Genomic DNA, 21,072 nt, shown 5'->3' with positions numbered 1-21,072 from the left:
TGGTTGCCTTTTGCCTATATAGCGGTTTTGCACAATTAATTAAAGAAATTCTACAACCAATTGTTCCCATTCTTCGTCGAGCGAAATATCAGGCCGGGTTTGCCGCGCCTGACGATACCAGTAGTCAGCATTCCAAACATCACCTTCCTTACGGTGCAAATAAGCGTGTACCCAGGCCGATGACCGATCAGACAGGTGATCAACCTGCGCATGCGCCTTTTGCCAATCGCCTTTACCATCGTACCAAAGGCTTTTTAGTTGCACAGATAGCGAGCTATCGGGCTGGTTTGAATTTAATGATGCTTTAAAATCGGCTAAAGTTTTCATTGGGCTATTTGCTTTATCGAAGATAGGTGCTAAAGTGCTATTTGTACAAGGTCAATTATCAACAACATGTTTATGTTTACCTAACGGTAAGGTACCACTATGCACGTGCGCCAGCAGGCAGGCAAAAAAGCTTGTTATAGCAATGATAGCCTATCGCCATCATTTGGCACGATAACCCTTTCAGCAAGATTATTCGCCTGCATCGCTTCCCTTATATCAGCGCGCGACTCTGATGAATGGTTTACCGCCTCCAAATGTACCACATAAATTTTTGCATCCGGGGCGCTGTGGGCAACCCTAATGATATCTTGTATGTTCATCACAATTGCGTCGCCGGTTAAAAAGCGGGCTGCACCCCCATTTACAATAATATGGGTAGGCTTGTATTTGCTAATTGCCGTTTCAACTTCTTCACACCATATGGTATCCCCGGCAATGTATAGCTTGTTACGGCCAAAAGCAATCACATAGCCCGATACTGTTCCCATAAGCTTACCTATCTCGCCGGTACCATGCCGGCCACCGGTACGGTTAATACTGATGCCATTCCAGGTTAGCTCATCAAAAATGGAACTTAAATTTACAAAGCCGGCCTGTTTTATTACCTCCACATTTTCTGGCTGGCATAAAATGGCTATATGTTTAGGCAGCATCTGTTGCGCGGTTTCGTCCCAATGATCGCGATGCAGGTGTGTGAGTAATACGGCATCAGTTTCGGCAATAAGCACTTTAAGTTCATCATCACTTAATGGTAAATCAACCAGTGGATTTTTGAGCGTGTTTGCCGTATTAACAATTGCCGGGAAACTACCTTTAGGAGCCAGCATCGGATCAACCAATAATTTTTTTCCGTTGATATCCAACACCAGCGTGGCATTGCGTAATAGCTGAACTTTCATATTTAAATATTAATTTTGATGGTGCAAAGATGGCTGGCCGGGCAGCAATCGCCAAGAAATTCACCTTTTAGTATCCTGTTCACCTTTTAGTAACCATGGCTTTAAACCAGTTTAGGCATTGCGGCCTCAACGTAACATTAAACATGCTGGCGGGCAAATGGAAGCCTGTAATTTTGTTTTATCTTTTTCATAACGAAAAGATGCGCTTTACAGAACTTTGGCGGGTAATACCCAAAGTGGCCAAAAAAGTATTGCTGGATCAGCTTAAAGACATGGAGCTAAATCAACTGGTAATCCGCGAAGAAAAGCACACTTTCCCTCCCGAGGTTTATTATAAACTATCTGACCGTGGCAAAGCGCTTGGCCCCGCGCTGGCCGCCCTTGAAGACTGGGCAAATTTATACGCCGCCGCCGAAGTGGCAGAAGTAAAACGGCTAACTAAACCCGTAATTGGCCTGGAACAAAAGTAGCCTGCTGTTTTTTGGGATAAAAGATTTTTGGACAAAGGAGCAAGGACTTTTTGGACAAAGGACAAAAGATTTTGGGATAAAAGATTTTTGGACAAAGGACGAAAGGCTTTTAATTGGGGAGCGGGGAAATCATGGAGTAATGGAAACCCAGTTTAATTAGCTTTATTCTCCGCTTAAAACATAAAAAACCTGATAATTCTTTAACCTCAACAATCTCGGCTCAGGCAAAATTATACCTCATATTCCACTATATTTGCCGGCTACCTATTAAAAATTAACCAGCATGGAATACTCAAAAACTTACGTTGCCAAAGCCGAGCATATAGATGTGCAGGAAATTATGGATGGCTTGTACTATCCGTTTTATATGGAATATTGCCGTCATGATTATATCAGGGAGGTGCTTGGTTTTGATTTTGAAACCGAGGCCAAAAACGGTGTTTATATGGTGCTGTCAAGCTACAACATCAGCTTTTTACGCTCGTTAAAAAAGGGCGACGAGTTTACCGTTACCTGTACCCTGTATAAGGATAAAGCTGGTTTGCCCAAGCTGCATTTTAAGCAAGCGATAATGCTTAACAACAAGGTAATGACCAAGGCCACTTTTACCGGCACTTGCGTACCCGCAACAGGCGGCAGACCTTACTTGCCGACATCGGTTTTGGAAAAAATTGCGGATGCGCCGGTGTTGGAGGAGTAACTGTGTTAGGCGAGGGGGCTAATACTAAATCGCGAAACTAAACTTCCCCATCAAAACTTTAGGGTTATTACCAATGGCGATGGGTTCGCCACAGAGGGCTTCGTTCCCCAACAGCGCGAACAAAATAGCTTCTTTAGCATCAGGGTCGATGCCCAGTATACTTGTGTCCTTAACGTGTTCAAAAGCCTTTTCCAATCCGGCTATTACAAAAGGATTTCTTGCGCCGCCGCCGCTTACATATACTTTAAGATTGGAGGCTGTGATACTGCTATTGATAAAATTGATGATCGATGCAGCTGTAAAAGCGCTCAGTGTACAGACGAGGTCTGTATCCGAAATATCTTCTGTGCCCGATGCCTTTTGGGCTTGTGCAACATAGCTTAAATTAAACAGCTCTGGCCCGGTGGTTTTTGGCGCTTGTTCGTTAAAAAATGAATGGCTTAACAAGGCAGATAATAACTCATCATTCACGTGGCCGCTTTTGGCTATTTTGGAGTCTTCATCGTAATCTTTACCAAAGTATTGCCTGCATGCCGCGTCAATTAAAGTATTGCCCGGGCCGATGTCTGTGCATATTACGTTGTCTGTATCAACATCCCCGGGCAAATAAGTAAGATTAGCAATGCCGCCTATATTGAGCAGTATCCTGTTTTCGCCGGGCTTGCTGCCTAATAGTACATCGCCGTACAAAGCCAAGGGCGCTCCCTCACCTCCGGCGGCTATGTGCTTTTGCCTGAAATCGCTGATGGTTATTATCCCTGTTTTTACAGCCAAATGGTCGCCATCACCTATTTGCAACGTGGCATTGGGATAGCCCGGTTGCTTGTGCAATCGCTTAGGCGCATGATAAATGGTTTGCCCGTGACTGGCGATAAAATCAACCGAGGCTGGCGCGATATTCCATTTTGATAGCGCCTGCAATACCAGTTCGCCGTGATAGTTACCTATGAATGCATTGAGAAGAGTTAACTTCTCCAGGTCGACTGTTTTTTTTGCAAACACCTGCTGTACTTCGCTTTTGAAACTATGCGGGTAGGGTATGGTGATAAATTGTATGAGTTCAAATTGCGTACTTAGGCCATTACCGGTAAACCTGCACAAAGCAATGTCCAACCCATCTAAGGAAGTACCCGACATAAGGCCGATACCCAATCGCGTTGTTTTTTGGGCGATATCAACAAGCTTTTGCAGATTTTGGTTTAAAGCTAACATGGGGTTAAATTACTTATTTGCGGCCCGTTTACAAAAGTTAAAATAATGGGAGTGCTAAGTAAATATCTGATATATTTGTTTTCAACCAAATTCATCCCATCCCATGGCCCGATTAAATTTATTGGAAGAGACCCGGTACGAGAAGCTGCCGGTGAGCGTTTATGGCAACCAGCAGGAAGCATCACTGGCAGTAGCTGGAAGGATAGCTGCACTGATACGTGATAAGCAAAGCAAAGGCGAACAAGCCGTGCTTGGCCTTGCAACAGGCGTAACGCCAATTAAGGTTTATGCCGAACTGGTTAGGCTGCACAAAGAAGAAGGGCTATCTTTTAAAAACGTTACCACCTTTAACCTCGACGAATATTTTCCCATGAAGCCCGATGCTGCCCAAAGCTACGTTACCTTCATGTATGAGAACCTGTTCAGCCATATTGATATTGATAAAGCCAATGTACACATCCCCGATGGTACTTTAGATAAAGACGCTGTAGTAGCCTTCTGCCTGGATTATGAAAAACAGATTGAAGAATTAGGCGGTTTGGATTTTCAGCTGTTAGGTATCGGCCGTACTGGTCACATCGGTTTTAACGAACCAGGATCAGCACCCAACTCGGGCACCCGACTGGTTACTTTGGATGACCTTACCCGCAGTGATGCCGCCCGTGATTTTGGTGGGAAGGCCAATGTACCTACCAAAGCCATCACTATGGGTATCGGTACCATTTTTAAAGCACGTGAAATTATCCTGATGGCCTGGAGCGCCAAGAAAGCGCCTATCGTTAAAAAAGCGGTGGAAGGTGAAATATCAGGCGAAGTACCTGCTACTTACCTGCAGTTATCAGATAATGTAGAATTTGTGTTAGACGAAGACGCCGCATCTGAACTTACCCGTTTTGATACCCCTTGGTTAGTAAAAGATTGCTCATGGGATGATAATATCCTGAAAAAGAAAGCGGTGATCTGGTTAGCCGATACCATTGGTAAACCGGTATTGAAATTAACCGAAGAAGATTATAACAACCATGGTATGGCCCAGCTCGCGGTAGAGCAAGGCCCGGTATATAACATCAACATTGATATTTTTAACCAGATACAGCATACCATTACCGGCTGGCCGGGTGGCAAGCCCGACGCGGACGATTCTCAACGCCCGGAACGCGCTTTACCTGCCAAAAAACGCTCGATCATTTTCTCTCCGCACCCGGATGATGATGTGATCTCAATGGGTGGTACGTTTATCCGTTTGGTTGACCAGGGGCATGATGTACACGTAGCTTACCAAACATCGGGCAATACCGCGGTGTGGGATGATGATGTATTACGTTACATGGAGTTTGCTATTGATTTTACCAACAGCATTGGTGAAGACAGCGGCCACCTGAGTAAACTATACGAAGAAATGCGCGCGTTTTTCCCGCAGAAACAGCCTAACCAGATTGATACCCGCGAGATCCGCAATGTGAAAGGTTTTATCCGTAAAACAGAGGCCATCTCGGGAGCGCGTTACGCCGGTCTGCCGGATAGCAACATCCACTTTATGGCATTGCCTTTTTACGAAACAGGCAAAACCAAAAAGAACACCGTTGGCGAGGAAGATATCCAGCTGACTATCGACCTGCTTCAAAAAATAAAACCGCAGCAGATCTTCGCTGCCGGCGATTTTGCCGACCCTAACGGAACGCACCTGGTTTGTTTCAATATTATCCTGGCTGCCCTTGCACGTTTAAAAGAAACCGAAGAATGGGTTGAGGATTGCTGGTTGTGGATGTACCGTGGCGCATGGCACGAGTTCCCTACCCACGAGATTGAAATGGCGGTGCCGCTATCTCCTCAAGAGGTGATCCGCAAGCGTAACGCCATCTTCAAACACCAGTCGCAAAAAGATCGTCCGGTTTTCCCGGGGGATGATGCACGCGAGTTTTGGGTGAGGGCTGAAGACAGAACTCGTGATACAGCACAAAGGTATGACCGCCTGGGACTCGCTGAATACGAGGCTATGGAAGCGTTTAAGCGATATATCTTTTAAAAAGTAAATGATGTCGTGTATACTTAGAATATCGGGGGAAGATTTTGATGTAGATGATTTTATTTTTCAGAGTAAAGTATCACCATTTACTATTTATCACAAGGGCTCGCCGAAATTTAAAACTAAGCCGGATGGTAAAAAAAATAAAAACTCCGGCTGTCATATAAAAGTTAGCGATGCCGAGTTTACTGAATTTAACAAACAGGTTGCAGATGCGATTAAATATTTGCAAGAACACTGGGAAGAATTACATCATATAAATATTACTCAAGGAATTGACTATGCCACTTTAGATTTTGGTGTCAGATATGATCCTGATAAGTTCGTCCAATCTAAATATTTCCCAAAAGAGTTGGTGAAATTAAGTAGCGAATTGGGAATTGATATTGAAATATCAATTTATCAACCAAGCGAATAATTATTTCCGCATAGCGATGGGTTTTAAAGCCATCGCTATAGTTATAAAATAACACCCGCATTTAAATATGAACGAAACCACTACTCAAAAACCTACAAGACTTCTTTCTCTCGATGTTTTTAGAGGCGCTACCATCGCAGCGATGATATTAGTTAACGATCCCGGCGATTGGGGACACATCTATGCCCCTTTGGAGCATTCCAAATGGAATGGTTGTACACCTACGGATCTGGTGTTTCCGTTTTTTCTTTTTATGGTAGGTGTTTCTGTTACCTATGCTATGGAAAGCAAAAAGGCTACTGTATCACACACAAAACTTTTGTTGAAGGCTTTGCAGCGCACGGCTATACTGATCGCTATCCCCTGGATAACGCAACTGATATTTCATCCAGACCGTGGATTTACTCATTTGAGGTTTCCGGGCGTGCTGCCACGCATCGCCTTGGTTTATTTTATATGTACCATATTGTATCTTAAAACATCGCAAAAAAAACGTGATTGGGTGTTTGCCGGGGCTCTTATCGGGTATTTTATTATCATGACTTTTATCCCGGTGCCGGGCGTTGGTTACGCCAATTTAGAACCCGAAACAAATATGGGAGCATGGATAGACCGCCTGGTGTTTACTACCAATCACCTCTGGAGCGAATCGCATACCTGGGACCCTGAGGGATTATTAGGCACTTTGCCCGCTGTAGCAACCGGTTTGTTTGGCATAAGGGTTGGCACCTGGCTAAAACGTAAAGACCGCGATGATAACGCTAAAGTAAGCTGGATGTTTACCTATGGGGTGTTGGCTGTTGTCGCGGGTTTGCTTTGGGACCTGTTTTTCCCTATCAATAAAGCTTTATGGACAAGCTCATTTGTACTTTACACTGGCGGATTAGCTACCATAGCATTGTCACTTAGCTACTGGCTTATTGATGTACAGGGATATAAAAAGTTTACCTATCCCTTTGTAGTATTTGGTGCAAATGCCATCACAGCCTATGTACTGTCGGGCTTCATTCCGCATTATATGGGGATGATTAAAATAGGCGGCGCGTCAATTTATCAAACCTTTTTCGCACCGCATTTTTCGCCTGTAAATGCCTCGCTGGCCAGCGCCATATTTACGGTTATTATTTTATGGCTGGTTATGTGGATATTGTATCTTAGGAAAATATTTATCAAGATATAATATAATGAAATTTAAAACTATCCTTATCGCCTTAGTTGGCGTTTTACTTTTTAGCGCTGCCAAAGTAAATGCCCAAACCACCACCTTTACCCCTTCGCATTTAAAGGCTGCCGAGCGTATGATTGTTGCTTCGCAAATTGAAAGCAACCTTCAAAAAATGTTTACGGCTTTAATAGAAACCCAATCACAGCAATTACCTATTGATAAAAGAGCCCCATTTAAATCGGCAATGAATAAATTTATAGCCAAATATGTGACTTTTGAAGATGTGAAGAAGGCATTTATTCCTATTTATGCCGAAACCTATTCAGAACAAGAACTGAACCAGATAGCCGACTTCCTTTCGTCGCCCGCTGGCATTAAAATGACATCAAGACAAACCGAACTATTCCAAAAAGGTGGTGCATGGGGGCAAAAGGTGTTTACAGATCATCAGGCCGAGCTTGAGCAGATGATGAAGGATGAAATGGCAAAAAAATAAAAACCGCCTCTCCCTGTAATTTGTAACTAATAGTTTCGTTTAGCATCTTAGTAAAAAATAGCCTCTAATTAACATATGAATTTAAACAAACAGCTTTCCGTATCGGCTTTGGCTTTGCTAATAGCTTCGGGAAGTGCCGTTGCGCAAGTAAAAAAGAAACCGGCCGTATCGCCAAAAGGCAAACCGGTTGCAGGGCAGTTATTGGCAAAGGCCGATATATTGCCTATCGATAAGCAAGTGATCATTGGTAAATTACCTAATGGGCTAACTTATTACATCAGGCAAAATGTGGAGCCTAAAAACAAGGCCGAACTTTACCTCGTAAACAAAGCAGGTTCTGTTTTAGAAACAGATGATCAGCAGGGTCTTGCTCACTTTACCGAGCACATGGCCTTTAACGGCACCCGCGATTTCCCTAAAAACCAAATGGTTGATTACCTGCAAAAGTCGGGTGTTAAATTTGGGGCCGATTTAAATGCCTATACCTCATTTAACGAAACCGTTTATCAGTTACCTATCCCTACCGATACTGCCGCTATTTTTAACAATGGCTTTAAAATATTGGCTAACTGGGCAGGCTATGTAAGCTTTGATCCTACCGAAATTGATAAAGAACGTGGCGTTGTTTTAGAAGAAGAGCGCCTGCGCGGCAAAAACGCGCAAGAGCGTTTACAACACCAGATATTGCCTGTGTTGCTTAACAACTCGCGTTACGCGTTGCGTTTGCCTATAGGTAAAGAGGATATCCTTAAAAACTTTAAGCCCGAAACCATTAAAAGTTTTTATCATGACTGGTACCGCCCAGATTTGCAGGCGGTAATTGCCGTTGGTGATTTTGATCCAAAACAAGTTGAAGAACTTATCAAACAAAACTTTTCTGGTCTTACCAACCCGGCAGCCGAAAAACCGCGTACCAGATACACAGTGCCGCCTACCCCCGGCACTGTTGTTAAAATTGCAACCGATGCGGAGTTCCCTTACACCCTGGCCGAAATTGTTGTTAAACACCCAGGTACAACCGTAAAAAACACCGTTGATTATATGCAGAGCGTACGCGTACAGCTGTTTAACCAGATGCTCAATTCCCGCTTAGGCGAATTGTTGCAAAAGCCTAATCCGCCGTTTTTATTTGGCCGCGCAAGCTATGGTGGTTTCCTGGGCGAGCAGGATGCATTTACTACTATTGTGGTAGCCAAAACACCTGCCGATCTGCAAACTGCTGTTAAAGCCGTTGTTGCCGAAACCGAAAGAGCACGCAAATTTGGTTTCACCCTTACCGAGCTGGAACGCGCCAAGCAGGATGCTTTGGTACAAATGGGTAATGCCTATAAAGAAAAAGATAAAACCCGCTCTGTAAATTTTGTACAAGAGTATCAGCAGCACTTTTTACAGGGAGAAGCTATTCCTGGTATCGATTATGAGTACAACTTTTATGTAAACAACATCAGCAAGATCACTGTGGATCAGATGAATGCCTTAGCGGGTAAATTCATTAGTGATCAAAACAGGGTTGTTATTCTTGAAGGGCCCGAAAAAGATAAAGCGGCATTGCCAACAGAAGCCACTTTATTACAATGGATAGGCAGCGGGGGCCAGGGCATATCGGCTTATGTTGATAATGTTTCATCCGACCCATTATTAGCCAAGCTGCCCGAAGGAACCAAAACCGTTAGCCAGGTTGCAGATTCACTTATAGGCACAACTACTTTAACTCTTGGTAACGGACTTAAAGTTATATTGAAACCAACAGATTTCCGCAACAATCAAATTTTGATTAATGGTTACGCTTTTGGCGGTTCGTCGTTAGCAAGTGATGATGATTTTACATCGGCCAACCTGGCGTCGTCCATCATTGCCAGCAGCGGTGTAGCCCAGTTTAACCAGGGGATGCTTGATAAAAAGTTAGCCGGTAAAAACCTCAGCATCACACCATACATCAGCGAAACCGCGCAGGGGATTAGCGGCAATACCGCTCCTGCCGACTTTGAAACTGCTTTGCAACTGATCTACCTGTACTTTACACAGCCGCGTAAGGATAACGATATCTGGGCATCAACCATTACCCAAACAAAATCGGTTTTGGCCAACAGGAGTCTTGATCCGCCAAGTGTATTCCAGGATACGGTATCGGCCACTTTAAGCAATCACAACTTCAGGGATATGGTTACTACGCCCGAAAGATTGAGTAAAGCCACACTTGATAAAGCTTTTGAGTTTTACAAGGCCCGTTTTGCCGACGCCAGTAACTTTACATTTACGGTGGTTGGTAATTTTGATATAGAAACTATTAAACCATACCTTGAACATTACTTGGGTGGTTTACCATCAACCAATAGTAAAGAGACTTACAAAAACCTTAAAATACAACCCCCTCCGGGCGAGATCACCAAAATTGTAAATAAGGGTGTTGCCGAGAAAAGCAGCGTTCAGCTGGTATTTAGCGGCGATTATGAGTATAACGACGCCAACAACATCCAAATGGATGCGCTGGAAGAGGTATTGAACATTAAACTGATTGAACGCTTACGCGAGCAGGAAAGTGGCGTATACGCCCCGGGTGTAAGGGCCAGCTATCATAAAGTTCCAGGAGGTAGGTATTCCATCACCGTTTATTTTGGATGCGCGCCAGAGAATGTTGATAAGCTGATTGCCGCTACATTGGAAGAGATTGGCAAAATCAAACAAAACGGGGCTCAGCCTACCGATATTCAAAAATTTGTTGCCGAAGAGGCCCGCACCACCCGCGAGCAAATGAAGGAAAATATTTTTTGGGCAGGCTACCTTGGATCAAGCTCACAAAATGGCGAAAACCCCGATCAGATTTTGCAGCACGTTGGTAACCTGGAGCAGGTAACTGTTCAGAGCACCAAAGATGCCGCCAATAAATACCTGAGCGGTAAAAACTTTATCAAGTTAATCCTGATGCCCGAAAAGAAATAGGTTTTAGTGCCTGGTATAAAAGCAGAACGCCCCGCCGGAGTAATATCCTGGCAGGGCTTTTTTATTTGACGATTGCCGGTGGGGGAGCAAGCAACATTAAGCGTCTGTTTTTTAAATAATAAAAAGATCATCATTGTGAGTTATAAAATCCGGAGCCTGTGAAAGTGAAAATGACGTATATCGCATGGCGCAGACGACTCACCCCGAACATCGCTACGCTTGTTCTGCCCCTCTCTCCGACTGCGTCGCATAGAGGGGCGAGGAAATAAAAAGGAATGTTTTTACCCTCTTTGCGGCTTTAGCCGGAGAGAGGGTCGGCCAGCGAAGCGTAGCCGGGGTGAGTCGTCGCCTGTGTTCAAATCCACCGGATTAGGCTAAAACAAATACGTTATGGGTAGAAACGATGAATCTTCTTCGCCCTATAAGTCGCCGACTTTCCCATTGAATGACGGTCGTGTCGGTTCTCAATGGGGTGTATAAAATTTGAAATAAATTTAAACAGGGCCTTAACTTAAATAAAGTATAAATTGTGGTAAACGGCACCTGGCGTACCTTAAACAAGAAAAGCGGCACATTAGCGCCGCTTTTCTTGTTTAAATATGTTTTTAGTAGTTATACCAACTGATCTGGAGTGATACCACCTTGTTGTAATTCGAAATCTTTTTTAAGGAATGGAGAATCTACAGTAAAGATGCCCATCAGGAATAACGCGCCACCAAATAAAACCTGTGGAATCCAGATTTTTGAATGGAAGTCATAAACCCATGGTGAACACATCAGGAATGAACCCATAATTACGTCATTAAAATTGTGCATAACCATTGGGAACACTTTTAAAAAGCCCAATTCGTTTTTAGCGAAAATAGCCATAATCAATTGCAGCCATCCTATCAGCAAAGGTAAAAATAAAGCCGCGCCACCAATATGAAGAGTATCAAATGTCCATAAGGTTGAAATCAGCAAAAGAGCGATTGCATAGTTTAAAACTGCATAAACTGAGGTTGGAATAAAGCTTTTCATTTTGTAGCTATTGTTGTATTATACCTTTATTAATATCTGTGTGTCAAAATTTCGTTCAAAGTTAAGGCTTTTGACATTAAAAATTACCTTGTGTGCCTATTATTAATTAAAAGAAAGTACCTTTAATTAATTGCAGCATTCACACGTCAAATATAGGCGTTTTAAAAATTATTGCAATTCATTTATTCCTAAACACCGGGCAACAACAAACAGAGCCTGGTATCCTCCCAACATTATTAAAAAACGAGGGTTGCCTTACTGGCCAGCCCCATCAATTAACATCTAAAACTATAACTACCATGAGTAAGGACAGACAAGCCGTAAAAGAAAAAAAGAAACCTGCCGCCGTAGGTACAAAAAAAGCACCGTCTGACTACCAATCGGGCAAAGCCAATGTTGTGAAACCTATTGGTGTTGATAAGAAAAAGTAATTTTTGGACCATAGGACTTTGGGGACTATGGGATTTTGAGATTAAAACCTGGTAGCGGAGCTTTTAAAGCTTCGCTTTTTTTTGTCTTTTAGTTTTCCTTAACGTACAATAAGAAATGATGCGGCAAACTAACCAACTAAAAACTTAACTTTGCCTTCCCATGTATCTGCAGCAATTATCAGTCATTAATTTCAAAAACTACGAGGAGGCCGAACTGGTTTTTAGCGAGGGTGTTAATGCTTTTACTGGTAATAATGGCGCGGGTAAAACTAACTTATTAGATGCCATTCATTACCTGGGTTTATGCAAAAGCTACTTTAATCCTATTGATAGCCAGCAGATAAAACAGGGTACCGAATTTTTTATTGTTACAGGCGTTTTTAATAAAAATAACCAGCCCGAAGCGGTGGCCTGCTCGGTAAAAAAAAACCAGAAAAAGCAGTTTAAACGCAACAAAAAAGACTATCAGCGCCTGGCAGATCATATTGGTTTATTGCCCCTGGTAATGATATCGCCCTATGATACCAGCATTATTACCGAGGGCAGCGAAGAGCGCCGTAAGTTTATTGATAACGTAATATCGCAAACAGATAACCACTACCTTGATGAGCTTATCAGCTATAATAAAGTATTGGCTAACCGTAACGCGCTGCTGAAATTAATAGCCGATACCGGCCGTTACGATCCCAGCCTGCTTGAGGTGCTTGATGAACAACTGGTATCATCGGGCAGCAAAATATTTGAACGGCGTAAAGCTTTTATGGAAGGTTTTACCCACATATTTAATAAACATTACAGCTTTTTAAGTGATGATGCCGAACTGGTTGAACTCACCTATGAGTCGCAGTTATTGCAGGGCGATTTTGAAGCGTTGCTTAAAAAAACGGTTGAACGGGATAAGGTACTGGAGCGCACCACGGCAGGTATCCATAAGGACGATTTGCAATTTGGCATTCATGGTATGCCTATGAAAAAGTTTGGATCGCAGGGGCAGCAAAAATCATTTTTAATTGCCCTTAAATTGGCCCAGTACACCTTTCTTTATCAGCAAAAAGGCTTTAAACCGCTGTTGTTGCTTGATGATATTTTTGATAAGCTTGATGACGAACGGGTAACCAAGCTCATGAAAATGGTATCAAACAATGATTTTGGACAGGTTTTTATAACTGATACCAGTGTAAGCCGCGTTGCTAATATCTTTGATAAGATAAACGTAGGTGTTAAAATATTTAATGTAACCAAGGGGGCTATAGATGCGCAAGACTAACGACAAATCATTAAAGGAAGCCATTGAGCAAATGCTTAATGTATATAAAATTAAACGCCGGTTTGATGAAACAGCTGTAGTGGCTGCCTGGCCAGATCTGGTGGGCAAATCTGTAGCCAACCGCACCAAAGAGTTGTTTATACGCGATAAAAAATTGTTTTTAAGGATAGAATCGTCGGTAATAAAAAACGAGTTGATGATGATCAGGAGCCAGATCATTCAAAAAATTAATGACGAGGCCAAAAGCAATTTAGTAGAAGAAGTTATATTTCTGTAAAGGGATATACGAGTTCAGAGGCTATTTAAAGATAAGAAAAACAGGTTGATTGCCTTAAGTGGACAAGGCGCAGACGACCCACCCCGACGAGGCTGCGCCCGTCTCCCCTCTCTCCGACTGCGTCGCATAGAAGGGCAAGAAAATAAAAATGGGGTTCACCCTCTATGCGGCTTTAGCCGGAGAGAGGGTCGGCCAGCGAAGCGTTGCCGGGGTGAGTCGTCACCAGCATTCAAGCCCATCGCATTCACTTAAAACGAATACGTCATAGATAGAGAAGAAACAACGAAGCAATTACGATTTTTTGACTATTATATCTTTTCGGCACTGTTTTTAAACAATTGCTTATCGCCGCCTTATTCTTTATCCCTAAACATTTTAAGCTGGCGCGAGCGTATATGTTGCCTTATGCCAAGGTCATCGCTTATGATAGAGTAGGCCAAAATGAAAATGCCTGGTATAATAAAAGCAAGCTGAACTTCGGGATGGGCTTTATAAAGCAATAAAGAAGCTGTAAACAAACATACAATGATGAGTGCGTATATAATGGTTTTCAAAAACAGTTTCATAATTTATTGCTATAAAGACACACTTTAATTTATAAGATAGAGGTTAGCAGTAAATTAAATTTTACCTGCGTTTTGTAAATGTACAAAACTTAATTGCCAATTAAAAAAAATGCGCCAAAAAAGGCGCGGCATAAAATACCGCGCCTATAATAAGTTGGTTTTTAGAATTTTTCGAATGCCGAGAAGAAGAAGTTGCCTTCAATCTGCGCGTTCTCGTCAGAGTCCGAACCGTGAACGGCGTTCGCGTCAATTGATTTTGCAAAAAGGTTACGTATAGTACCTTCTTCGGCTTTAGCCGGATCTGTTGCGCCAATTAGTTTGCGAAAATCTTCAATAGCGTTATCTTTTTCTAAGATGGCAGCTACAATTGGGCCTGATGACATAAATTCAACAAGCGCGCCATAAAAAGGACGCTCTTTGTGAACCTCGTAAAACTGGCCAGCTTTTTCTGCCGATAAAGAAGTGTATTTAAGAGCGATGATTTTGAAACCGCTTTTAGTTATTTTATCTACAATAGCACCAATATGGCCGTTTGCAACCGCGTCGGGCTTAATCATGGTAAAAGTTCTGTTGGTCGTCATTATTTTAATTGTTTCTTAATGGTAATGAAAATACACAAGCACGGGTTAGTTTGGGGGAGCGCTTATGCTGTTTTATTGATTGATTTAAAATTGCCGCAAAAGTAGCGTTTTTCATCTGTAAGATAAAGCTTTTTGTATCAAATTAGATGGTTTGTATTTAATTTATTTATTTAGCTTTGCAACTCTTTTTTGAAATTGATGTTAGATTTAGTCCAGCTTAAAGAACTTTTAGCAAGCCCTAAAAAGATAGTGATCACTACCCATCATAAACCTGATGGTGATGCTATGGGCTCGTCTTTAGGTTTATATAATTATTTGATACAGCTGGGCCATCATACAACGGTTATCACCCCTACAGATTACCCCGATTTTTTAGCCTGGCTGCCTGGTAATGAAGAAGTTATAATTTATGCCGAACAGCTTGAAAAATCGGCTGAACTTATTGCTGCTGCTGATATTATATTTTGCCTTGATTTTAATGCCTTAAGCCGCATTAATGAAATGGGCGTGCTTGTAGGCGATAGCAGCGCTTATAAGATTATGATTGACCACCACCTGGAGCCTGCCGATTTTGACGATTACAGGCACTGGGATATTAACGCCTGTGCAGCCGCGCAGCTGGTGTATGATTTTATTGTAAACCAGCTACATCGCCCGGATTTGATTAATAAAGATGTGGCAACCTGCCTTTACACAGGCATCATGACCGATTCTGCGTCGTTCCGTTTACCCAATACATCGTCAACCGTACACCGCATAGTGGCCGATTTGATTGATGCCGGCGCTGTAAATTATCGCATTCATGAACTGGTTTACAACAGCGCGTCAGAAAACCGTTTAAGGTTTTTAGGCCATTGCCTGGCTAATTGCCTGGAAGTGTTGCCCGAATACAATACCGCCATTATTGCCGTTAATAATACCGACCTTAAAAATTTTGATGTTAATACCGGCGATACCGAAGGCGTGGTGAACTACGCCCTATCAATGAGCAGCATTAAGCTGGCGGCATTTATAGTTGAGCGCAGCGATAGGGTAAAACTTTCGTTACGATCAAAAGGAGAGTTCCCGGCGAATGAAATTTGCAAAAAATACTTTGATGGCGGTGGTCACCGCAACGCGGCCGGCGGTCACTCCGAAGGTACGCTTGAACAAGTAGTAGAGAAATTTAAATCCATATTACCCGAATATAAAAAACTATTAAAACAATAAAATGAAAAGAAAATTAATGTTCTTGGCCATTGCTGCAACGGCGTTTGCAAGTTGCAACGGCGGCTTTAAAAAAGGCGACGCAGGTTTGCTTTACAACATCCACACATCAAAAGGCGCCCCTCACATTAAAGAAGGCGATTATGTAAGCCTTAATATGGTGATTAAAACCGATGGTGATTCGGTTTTATCAAACAGTTATGATGCCGGGCATCCAATTTTGATCCCGATGCAAAAATTACAGTCAAAAGGTGATATTATGGCTGGTATCGAGATGTTGGGCGAAGGCGATAGCGCTACTTTCAAAATCTCTACAGATTCGATATTTAAAGGCGGTGTGCAACGTCCACCAAATTTGAAAGGTAAATATTTAATATTCCAGGTAGCGGTTTCTAAAGTAATTGCTAAAGGCTCACTTACCGAGCAGGTTTTCCGTGGCAGGGTTCAGGATTATATCAAAACCTTAACCGATGGCATGAAAGCTGCAGAACCGGCCAAAATCAAAAAATACATTGCAGATCATAACCTTAAAGTTACCACTACAGCATCTGGCTTAAACTACGTAATTACGCAGCCAGGTACAGGTCCGGTACTTGCACCGCATGATACCGCTGTTGTAAATTACACTGGCAGGCTTCCAAGCGGTAAAATATTTGAAACCAGCGTTAAAGAGGTTGCTATTAAAGAAAAACAACCTATTGAGCCAGGTCGTCAGTTTGCACCTATCCGTATCCCTGTTGGCGAAGCTAAAGTAATACCAGGTTGGGACGAAGGTTTGCAGTTGATGAACAAAGGTTCAAAAATCACATTGGTTATCCCTTCAAACATCGCTTATAAAGACCAGGGTGCAGGTAACGTAATTGGCCCATATACGCCAATTATTTTCGAAATGGAACTGATTGATATTGTTAAACCAAATCCAAACGCGCCTAAACCGGTTATGCCACAAACGGCACCGCCAACGGCACCAACAACAAAATAATTAAAACAGCGTTTATAGCCTTCCCAACACCAGTTGGGGAGGCTTTTTTATTACTACTATGAAGAAAATATTTTATTTCCTGGCTCCAATACTGGGCATGCTTACTTTAAGCGCCAAGGCACAAGTTGGTATGCAAGCCAGGCCAAACGGAGCCCAATACCAGATTTTTACACCTAATACCGGCGAAAAGATAAAACAGAATGATGTTATTACTTTTCACTATATCCAGATGACGGATAAGGATTCGGTATTATTTAGCTCATACACTGCCGGGCATACCGTACAGGCGCAAATACACCCATCACAAAGCGTGGCCGATTTGATGGATATATTCCCGCTGCTTACCCTTAATGATAGTGTGAAAGTAAAAGTACCTACCGATTCTATTTTTAAAGGACATGAAGAGGCGCGCCCGCCATTTTTTGCTAAAGGCAGCAACCTTATCTTTATTATCAAAATAACCAAGGTACAAAGCCTGCAGCAAGCTATGGACGAAAGGAATGCAGCCATTGCCAAACAAAAACAACAGGAAGGCATTGACGCCGCTAACTATATAGCCGCTAATAAATTAACGCCAATTACCACGGCATCTGGCTTAAAGTATATTGTTACCAAACCATCGGCTTTACGCAAACCATTACCGGGCGATACCGTACTGGTAAATTATGCGGGCAGCTTAACCAATGGAAAAATATTTGACTCAAGCATTGAAAAAGTTGCTAAAGCGGCTGGCCTCGATCAGCCGGGCAGGCCTTATGAGCCTATCAGCGTAGTTTTGGGCCAGGGCCAGGTAATACCGGGCTGGGAAGAAGGTTTAGCTTTGCTGCACGAAGGTTCGGCTGCTAAATTCATTATTCCATCAAACCTTGGTTACGGCGAAAAAGGTGGTGGCCAGGTAATTCCTCCTTATGCTACCTTAATTTTCGACCTGGAAATTGTAAAGATAAAACCAACTAAACATGTCCCTGTGGCTGCAAAGCCTGGTGTTAAGCACCCGGTAAAAAAAGGCACCGCTAAAAAAACAGGTGTAAGTAAAAAGACAAATTAACACCAAAAGCCTTCTGCCAAAAACAGAAGGCTTTTTTATTTTTGCACTATGGTATTAACAGACACGCATACCCACCTCTATTACGAAACCAATCCGCAAAAGCGCGCCGCTCTTGTACAACGCTGCGTAGATAATGATATCAGTCGCTTGTTTTTACCTTCGGTTGATGCCGCTTCGGTGCCGCTTATTTATGACCTGGTAAAAGCATATCCCGATATGTGCTACCCGATGCTGGGCTTGCACCCCTGCTCGGTAAAACCTGGCTGGGAGGAAGAACTGGCCGCTATTAAAGAGGCTCATCAGCAAAATAAGATTTATGCCATCGGCGAGATTGGGATAGACCTGTACTGGGATAAAACCTATCTCGACGGGCAAATTGAGGCTTTTCGCGCCCAAATCAACTGGGCAAAAAGTTTAAAATTGCCTATTGTGATTCACTGCCGTGACGCTTACGATGAAGTGTATAGTGTATTGAAGGCGGAAAACGATGATGACCTGCATGGCATTTTTCATTGCTTTGGCGGCACGGTACAGCAGGCGCAACAAGTGGTAGATCTTGGTTTTTACCTGGGTATAGGCGGGGTAGTTACCTACAAAAACTCAGGACTTGACAAAGTTGTGGCCGAAATTGACCTTAAACATATCGTTTTAGAAACAGATTCTCCGTACCTTACGCCCGTTCCGTTCCGGGGTAAACCTAATGAAAGCTCGTACTTGATTTACATTGCTCAAAAAGTGGCGGACCTGCACCAAACCAGTGTAGAAGAGGTAGCGCGTATAACTACCCAGAACTCAAAGCTGGTATTTGGTATATAAAAAATTTAATGAATTTACACCTCATAAACCCTAATTCATGAGTCAGATACTGATCATCTATACCGGTGGGACAATAGGTATGATGAGCGATCCTGTAACCAAGGTGCTCAAACCAATCAACTTTGAGCAGATAATGGACAACGTTCCCGAGCTGGAAAAGCTTAACTGTAAAATTAAGGTGCACTCTTTTGAAGAGATCATCGATTCATCAAACATGAATCCGGTTATCTGGAGCCAGCTGGCGGGATTAATTGAAGCTAATTATCATGATAACGATGGCTTTGTGATCCTTCACGGGTCAGATACCATGGCCTATACCGCGTCGGCATTGAGTTTTATGCTCGAAAACCTGGGCAAACCCATCATATTTACCGGCTCGCAACTGCCTATCAGCGCTATCCGTACGGATGCCAAGGAAAACCTGATGACGGCAATTGAAATTGCCAAAGCTAAAAAGAACGACCGTGCCCGCGTACCCGAAGTTTGTATCTATTTTGATTATAAACTTTTTCGTGGTAACCGCGCCTTTAAATATAACTCATCTAAGTTTGAGGCTTTCCGCTCACCAAACTATCCTATCCTGGCCGAATCTGGCGTTCACCTCCGCTTTAGCGCGAACGACATCAGGCAGCCACAGGATGGTGCCGAATTGATTATCCACAACAACCTCATCAGCGATGTGGCGGTATTGAAATTGTACCCAGGCATAGGCCAAAAAGTGGTTGAAGCTATTTTAAACTCCGATGTGCGTGGCGTAGTAATGGAAACATTTGGTGCCGGCAATACCACTACCGACGACTGGTTTTTGGTGCTGCTTGAAAAAGCAATTAAAGACGGTAAGGTAATTGTTGATATTTCGCAATGTAAAGTTGGTACTGTTGAGCTTGGTCGCTATGAAACCAGCAAACAGTTAAAAGATATGGGCATAGCCAGCGGATACGACATGACCTTTGAATCGGCAGTAACCAAAATGATGTACCTCCTTGGCGAGTTTGATGACCCCGCCCTGGTAAAGCAATACATGGAGCAGGATTTAAGAGGCGAGATAACAGTGAGTTAGATTTAGTAGCAAGTAGTTAGTATCAATGCCCTCCCCGCGTCATTGCGAGGAACGAAGCAATCTCCACGTATACAGATCGACTATGAACGGTTCTTTCTGCATACGTGGAGATTGTTTCGATTTTTACATAACGTGTTATTGCCACAAAGAGCAAAGCATCCGGAAGCTTAAATCATTCTTTTATTAAGTCTTCATATAAATCCCTCCACTCGGGATTTAATGAGAAGATCAGCTGGTGCTTATTTCTTTTATTTCCGCCTTTAATCAGTTTCTCGGCAGCTATAGCTTCTTCAATATGTGGATAATACAGGTAGTAAACTAATTTATAACATTTATACCTGGAAGTAAAACTGCCCGGATAAACATTGTTTTTGTGCTCCCAAATTCGCCCGATTATATCAGATGTGACACCAGTGTATAATACATTGTTATAGGTATTTGCCATAATGTATACACAGCCGCCTCTTTGCATTACCATTGTACTGAAATAGAAAGTTTAATTGTGAAACTCTGATCATTCGCTCTGTATAGTTTGGAGATTGCTTCGTTCCTCGCAATGACGGTGAAGAGGATGTGCTTCCCATTTCAAATCAATTCGTCCTCAAAATCTTCAATCCGCTACACCTGCGTCCAGTTCCTCAAAATACGCTATGATCAATGATTTCATGAGCATTTCCTGTTCAAGGAGGGTATAGTTGGGGATAACTTTGATACGTTTCCAATGCGGCCAGCCGTCCTGGTCAAGGCCTTCTAATTCGTAAAAGCCCATCATGCTTAACAGTTTGCAATTAGCTATGTGCATTAGCTCCTCCTTTTGGCGCTTGCTGAATTTGCGTGGCCCCTGTCCCAGTTCCTGTACGCCAATTAAAAACAGCATCACCTTCAAATCGGGCTTCTCGTTGTCAAAATCCTCGGCAATGCGGTTTTGTAACGCACTCCACTTTAAATTAATTTCTGCCGGTTTCATATGTGGGCAAAGATAAGGTTCATTAGTTCATTAGTTCAATGGTTCATTGGTCTTTTATGGCTGGTTCATTGGTTCATTTGTTCACTGGTTCATTAGGCTTGTTGCCGGGTTAATTTTATTTGGCATACCTGGCAGCATAATATCTATTCAGCCTTTCCGCATTAAGTACCAATAAACTAATGAACCAGTGAACAAATG

The 21,072-nt window shown here is 42.7% G+C and carries 23 protein-coding genes; 15 read left to right on the top strand and 8 right to left on the bottom strand.

The window, feature by feature from the left end:
- Window positions 1-39 precede the first annotated feature (39 nt).
- Together QWZ17_RS13020 and QWZ17_RS13015 are read right to left on the bottom strand one after the other, a co-directional pair.
- Complete coding sequence (locus QWZ17_RS13020; protein ID WP_290305667.1) at window positions 40-327, bottom strand: hypothetical protein; 288 nt, start codon at window positions 325-327, stop codon at window positions 40-42.
- A gap of 134 nt (window positions 328-461) precedes the next feature.
- Window positions 462-1,226 carry an MBL fold metallo-hydrolase gene (locus QWZ17_RS13015; protein ID WP_290305666.1) on the bottom strand — a complete coding sequence of 255 codons (765 nt, stop codon included), beginning with the start codon at window positions 1,224-1,226 and terminating at the stop codon, window positions 462-464.
- A gap of 95 nt (window positions 1,227-1,321) precedes the next feature.
- Here QWZ17_RS13015 and QWZ17_RS13010 point away from each other — a divergent pair, with 95 nt between their 5' ends.
- Together QWZ17_RS13010 and QWZ17_RS13005 are read left to right on the top strand one after the other, a co-directional pair.
- Window positions 1,322-1,696, top strand: coding sequence for a winged helix-turn-helix transcriptional regulator (locus QWZ17_RS13010; protein ID WP_290305665.1), 375 nt, complete (start codon window positions 1,322-1,324; stop codon window positions 1,694-1,696).
- Window positions 1,697-1,979: 283 nt separating this feature from the next.
- Entirely contained in the window at window positions 1,980-2,396 is a 417-nt protein-coding gene (locus tag QWZ17_RS13005; RefSeq protein ID WP_290305664.1) for an acyl-CoA thioesterase, read from the top strand.
- A 24-nt stretch (window positions 2,397-2,420) separates the two neighbouring features.
- Here the strand turns inward: QWZ17_RS13005 and QWZ17_RS13000 are convergent, their stop codons facing one another.
- Window positions 2,421-3,608, bottom strand: coding sequence for an anhydro-N-acetylmuramic acid kinase (locus QWZ17_RS13000; protein WP_290305662.1), 1,188 nt, complete (start codon window positions 3,606-3,608; stop codon window positions 2,421-2,423).
- A gap of 103 nt (window positions 3,609-3,711) precedes the next feature.
- Between QWZ17_RS13000 and nagB the strand changes: the two genes are divergently transcribed.
- From nagB to QWZ17_RS12975, 5 genes are all read left to right on the top strand, one after another.
- Window positions 3,712-5,634, top strand: a complete 1,923-nt coding sequence (gene nagB / locus QWZ17_RS12995) for a glucosamine-6-phosphate deaminase (RefSeq protein ID WP_290305661.1) — start codon at window positions 3,712-3,714, stop codon at window positions 5,632-5,634.
- A gap of 7 nt (window positions 5,635-5,641) precedes the next feature.
- A complete protein-coding gene (locus tag QWZ17_RS12990; protein ID WP_290305660.1) occupies window positions 5,642-6,052 on the top strand; it encodes a DUF4279 domain-containing protein in 411 nt (136 codons plus the stop codon).
- Between the two features lie 67 nt (window positions 6,053-6,119).
- Window positions 6,120-7,232: an acyltransferase family protein gene (locus QWZ17_RS12985; protein WP_290305659.1), complete on the top strand. Its 1,113-nt coding sequence runs from the start codon at window positions 6,120-6,122 to the stop codon at window positions 7,230-7,232.
- 4 nt (window positions 7,233-7,236) lie between these two features.
- A complete protein-coding gene (locus tag QWZ17_RS12980; RefSeq protein ID WP_290305658.1) occupies window positions 7,237-7,713 on the top strand; it encodes a DUF2059 domain-containing protein in 477 nt (158 codons plus the stop codon).
- Window positions 7,714-7,788: 75 nt separating this feature from the next.
- Window positions 7,789-10,653, top strand: a complete 2,865-nt coding sequence (locus tag QWZ17_RS12975; RefSeq protein ID WP_290305657.1) for a M16 family metallopeptidase — start codon at window positions 7,789-7,791, stop codon at window positions 10,651-10,653.
- Window positions 10,654-11,265: 612 nt separating this feature from the next.
- Here QWZ17_RS12975 and QWZ17_RS12970 read toward each other — a convergent pair.
- Window positions 11,266-11,673, bottom strand: coding sequence for an SPW repeat domain-containing protein (locus QWZ17_RS12970; protein WP_290305656.1), 408 nt, complete (start codon window positions 11,671-11,673; stop codon window positions 11,266-11,268).
- A 299-nt stretch (window positions 11,674-11,972) separates the two neighbouring features.
- On the opposite strand from QWZ17_RS12970, the gene QWZ17_RS12965 reads away from it, so the two are divergent.
- From QWZ17_RS12965 to QWZ17_RS12955, 3 genes are all read left to right on the top strand, one after another.
- A complete protein-coding gene (locus QWZ17_RS12965; protein WP_290305655.1) occupies window positions 11,973-12,104 on the top strand; it encodes a hypothetical protein in 132 nt (43 codons plus the stop codon).
- 160 nt (window positions 12,105-12,264) lie between these two features.
- Window positions 12,265-13,371, top strand: coding sequence for a DNA replication/repair protein RecF (gene recF, locus QWZ17_RS12960; RefSeq protein ID WP_290305654.1), 1,107 nt, complete (start codon window positions 12,265-12,267; stop codon window positions 13,369-13,371).
- The gene (locus QWZ17_RS12955) at window positions 13,358-13,648 is read left to right on the top strand and encodes a DciA family protein (RefSeq protein ID WP_290305653.1); all 291 of its coding nucleotides are present in this window, start codon (window positions 13,358-13,360) and stop codon (window positions 13,646-13,648) included. Before recF ends, QWZ17_RS12955 begins: the two co-directional genes overlap by 14 nt.
- Before the next feature lie 353 nt (window positions 13,649-14,001).
- Here the strand turns inward: QWZ17_RS12955 and QWZ17_RS12950 are convergent, their stop codons facing one another.
- Both QWZ17_RS12950 and QWZ17_RS12945 read right to left on the bottom strand, forming a co-directional pair.
- Window positions 14,002-14,214: a hypothetical protein gene (locus QWZ17_RS12950; protein ID WP_290305652.1), complete on the bottom strand. Its 213-nt coding sequence runs from the start codon at window positions 14,212-14,214 to the stop codon at window positions 14,002-14,004.
- A 161-nt stretch (window positions 14,215-14,375) separates the two neighbouring features.
- Window positions 14,376-14,795, bottom strand: coding sequence for a nucleoside-diphosphate kinase (locus QWZ17_RS12945; protein ID WP_290305651.1), 420 nt, complete (start codon window positions 14,793-14,795; stop codon window positions 14,376-14,378).
- Between the two features lie 198 nt (window positions 14,796-14,993).
- On the opposite strand from QWZ17_RS12945, the gene QWZ17_RS12940 reads away from it, so the two are divergent.
- Genes QWZ17_RS12940 through QWZ17_RS12920 form a run of 5 tightly spaced genes read left to right on the top strand, consistent with a single transcriptional unit; the run spans window position 14,994 to window position 19,907 of the window.
- Window positions 14,994-16,004, top strand: coding sequence for a DHH family phosphoesterase (locus QWZ17_RS12940; RefSeq protein ID WP_290305650.1), 1,011 nt, complete (start codon window positions 14,994-14,996; stop codon window positions 16,002-16,004).
- A 1-nt stretch (window position 16,005) separates the two neighbouring features.
- Window positions 16,006-16,983: an FKBP-type peptidyl-prolyl cis-trans isomerase gene (locus tag QWZ17_RS12935; RefSeq protein WP_290305649.1), complete on the top strand. Its 978-nt coding sequence runs from the start codon at window positions 16,006-16,008 to the stop codon at window positions 16,981-16,983.
- A gap of 58 nt (window positions 16,984-17,041) precedes the next feature.
- Window positions 17,042-18,031, top strand: a complete 990-nt coding sequence (locus tag QWZ17_RS12930; protein ID WP_290305647.1) for an FKBP-type peptidyl-prolyl cis-trans isomerase — start codon at window positions 17,042-17,044, stop codon at window positions 18,029-18,031.
- A 48-nt stretch (window positions 18,032-18,079) separates the two neighbouring features.
- Window positions 18,080-18,847, top strand: a complete 768-nt coding sequence (locus QWZ17_RS12925; protein ID WP_290305646.1) for a TatD family hydrolase — start codon at window positions 18,080-18,082, stop codon at window positions 18,845-18,847.
- A gap of 37 nt (window positions 18,848-18,884) precedes the next feature.
- On the top strand, window positions 18,885-19,907 hold the full coding sequence (locus tag QWZ17_RS12920) for an asparaginase (protein ID WP_290305645.1): 1,023 nt from the start codon (window positions 18,885-18,887) through the stop codon (window positions 19,905-19,907).
- Between the two features lie 172 nt (window positions 19,908-20,079).
- Here the strand turns inward: QWZ17_RS12920 and QWZ17_RS12915 are convergent, their stop codons facing one another.
- Both QWZ17_RS12915 and QWZ17_RS12910 read right to left on the bottom strand, forming a co-directional pair.
- Window positions 20,080-20,385: a GIY-YIG nuclease family protein gene (locus QWZ17_RS12915; protein WP_290305644.1), complete on the bottom strand. Its 306-nt coding sequence runs from the start codon at window positions 20,383-20,385 to the stop codon at window positions 20,080-20,082.
- 132 nt (window positions 20,386-20,517) lie between these two features.
- Window positions 20,518-20,874, bottom strand: a complete 357-nt coding sequence (locus QWZ17_RS12910; protein WP_290305642.1) for a hypothetical protein — start codon at window positions 20,872-20,874, stop codon at window positions 20,518-20,520.
- Window positions 20,875-21,072: the final 198 nt, after the last annotated feature.

Origin of the sequence: Mucilaginibacter flavus, assembly GCF_030409315.1 — a bacterium.
Taxonomy (GTDB): Bacteria; Bacteroidota; Bacteroidia; order Sphingobacteriales; family Sphingobacteriaceae; genus Mucilaginibacter; species Mucilaginibacter flavus.
This window is presented reverse-complemented; position numbering and strand designations above follow the sequence as displayed.

Excerpts from the sequence above, each read along its gene's own strand:
- QWZ17_RS12970 (WP_290305656.1), bottom strand. The coding sequence starts at position 11,673 with ATGAAAAGCTTTATTCCAACCTCAGTTTATGCAGTTTTAAACTATGCA.
- QWZ17_RS12925 (WP_290305646.1), top strand. The coding sequence starts at position 18,080 with ATGGTATTAACAGACACGCATACCCACCTCTATTACGAAACCAATCCG.
- QWZ17_RS12915 (WP_290305644.1), bottom strand. The coding sequence starts at position 20,385 with ATGGTAATGCAAAGAGGCGGCTGTGTATACATTATGGCAAATACCTAT.
- QWZ17_RS12940 (WP_290305650.1), top strand. The coding sequence starts at position 14,994 with ATGTTAGATTTAGTCCAGCTTAAAGAACTTTTAGCAAGCCCTAAAAAG.
- QWZ17_RS12965 (WP_290305655.1), top strand. The coding sequence starts at position 11,973 with ATGAGTAAGGACAGACAAGCCGTAAAAGAAAAAAAGAAACCTGCCGCC.
- QWZ17_RS12935 (WP_290305649.1), top strand. The coding sequence starts at position 16,006 with ATGAAAAGAAAATTAATGTTCTTGGCCATTGCTGCAACGGCGTTTGCA.
- QWZ17_RS13000 (WP_290305662.1), bottom strand. The coding sequence starts at position 3,608 with ATGTTAGCTTTAAACCAAAATCTGCAAAAGCTTGTTGATATCGCCCAA.
- QWZ17_RS13010 (WP_290305665.1), top strand. The coding sequence starts at position 1,322 with ATGGCTTTAAACCAGTTTAGGCATTGCGGCCTCAACGTAACATTAAAC.
- QWZ17_RS12945 (WP_290305651.1), bottom strand. The coding sequence starts at position 14,795 with ATGACGACCAACAGAACTTTTACCATGATTAAGCCCGACGCGGTTGCA.
- recF (WP_290305654.1), top strand. The coding sequence starts at position 12,265 with ATGTATCTGCAGCAATTATCAGTCATTAATTTCAAAAACTACGAGGAG.
- nagB (WP_290305661.1), top strand. The coding sequence starts at position 3,712 with ATGGCCCGATTAAATTTATTGGAAGAGACCCGGTACGAGAAGCTGCCG.
- QWZ17_RS12910 (WP_290305642.1), bottom strand. The coding sequence starts at position 20,874 with ATGAAACCGGCAGAAATTAATTTAAAGTGGAGTGCGTTACAAAACCGC.
- QWZ17_RS12980 (WP_290305658.1), top strand. The coding sequence starts at position 7,237 with ATGAAATTTAAAACTATCCTTATCGCCTTAGTTGGCGTTTTACTTTTT.
- QWZ17_RS13015 (WP_290305666.1), bottom strand. The coding sequence starts at position 1,226 with ATGAAAGTTCAGCTATTACGCAATGCCACGCTGGTGTTGGATATCAAC.
- QWZ17_RS13005 (WP_290305664.1), top strand. The coding sequence starts at position 1,980 with ATGGAATACTCAAAAACTTACGTTGCCAAAGCCGAGCATATAGATGTG.
- QWZ17_RS12920 (WP_290305645.1), top strand. The coding sequence starts at position 18,885 with ATGAGTCAGATACTGATCATCTATACCGGTGGGACAATAGGTATGATG.
- QWZ17_RS12955 (WP_290305653.1), top strand. The coding sequence starts at position 13,358 with ATGCGCAAGACTAACGACAAATCATTAAAGGAAGCCATTGAGCAAATG.
- QWZ17_RS12930 (WP_290305647.1), top strand. The coding sequence starts at position 17,042 with ATGAAGAAAATATTTTATTTCCTGGCTCCAATACTGGGCATGCTTACT.
- QWZ17_RS12985 (WP_290305659.1), top strand. The coding sequence starts at position 6,120 with ATGAACGAAACCACTACTCAAAAACCTACAAGACTTCTTTCTCTCGAT.
- QWZ17_RS13020 (WP_290305667.1), bottom strand. The coding sequence starts at position 327 with ATGAAAACTTTAGCCGATTTTAAAGCATCATTAAATTCAAACCAGCCC.
- QWZ17_RS12975 (WP_290305657.1), top strand. The coding sequence starts at position 7,789 with ATGAATTTAAACAAACAGCTTTCCGTATCGGCTTTGGCTTTGCTAATA.
- QWZ17_RS12950 (WP_290305652.1), bottom strand. The coding sequence starts at position 14,214 with ATGAAACTGTTTTTGAAAACCATTATATACGCACTCATCATTGTATGT.
- QWZ17_RS12990 (WP_290305660.1), top strand. The coding sequence starts at position 5,642 with ATGATGTCGTGTATACTTAGAATATCGGGGGAAGATTTTGATGTAGAT.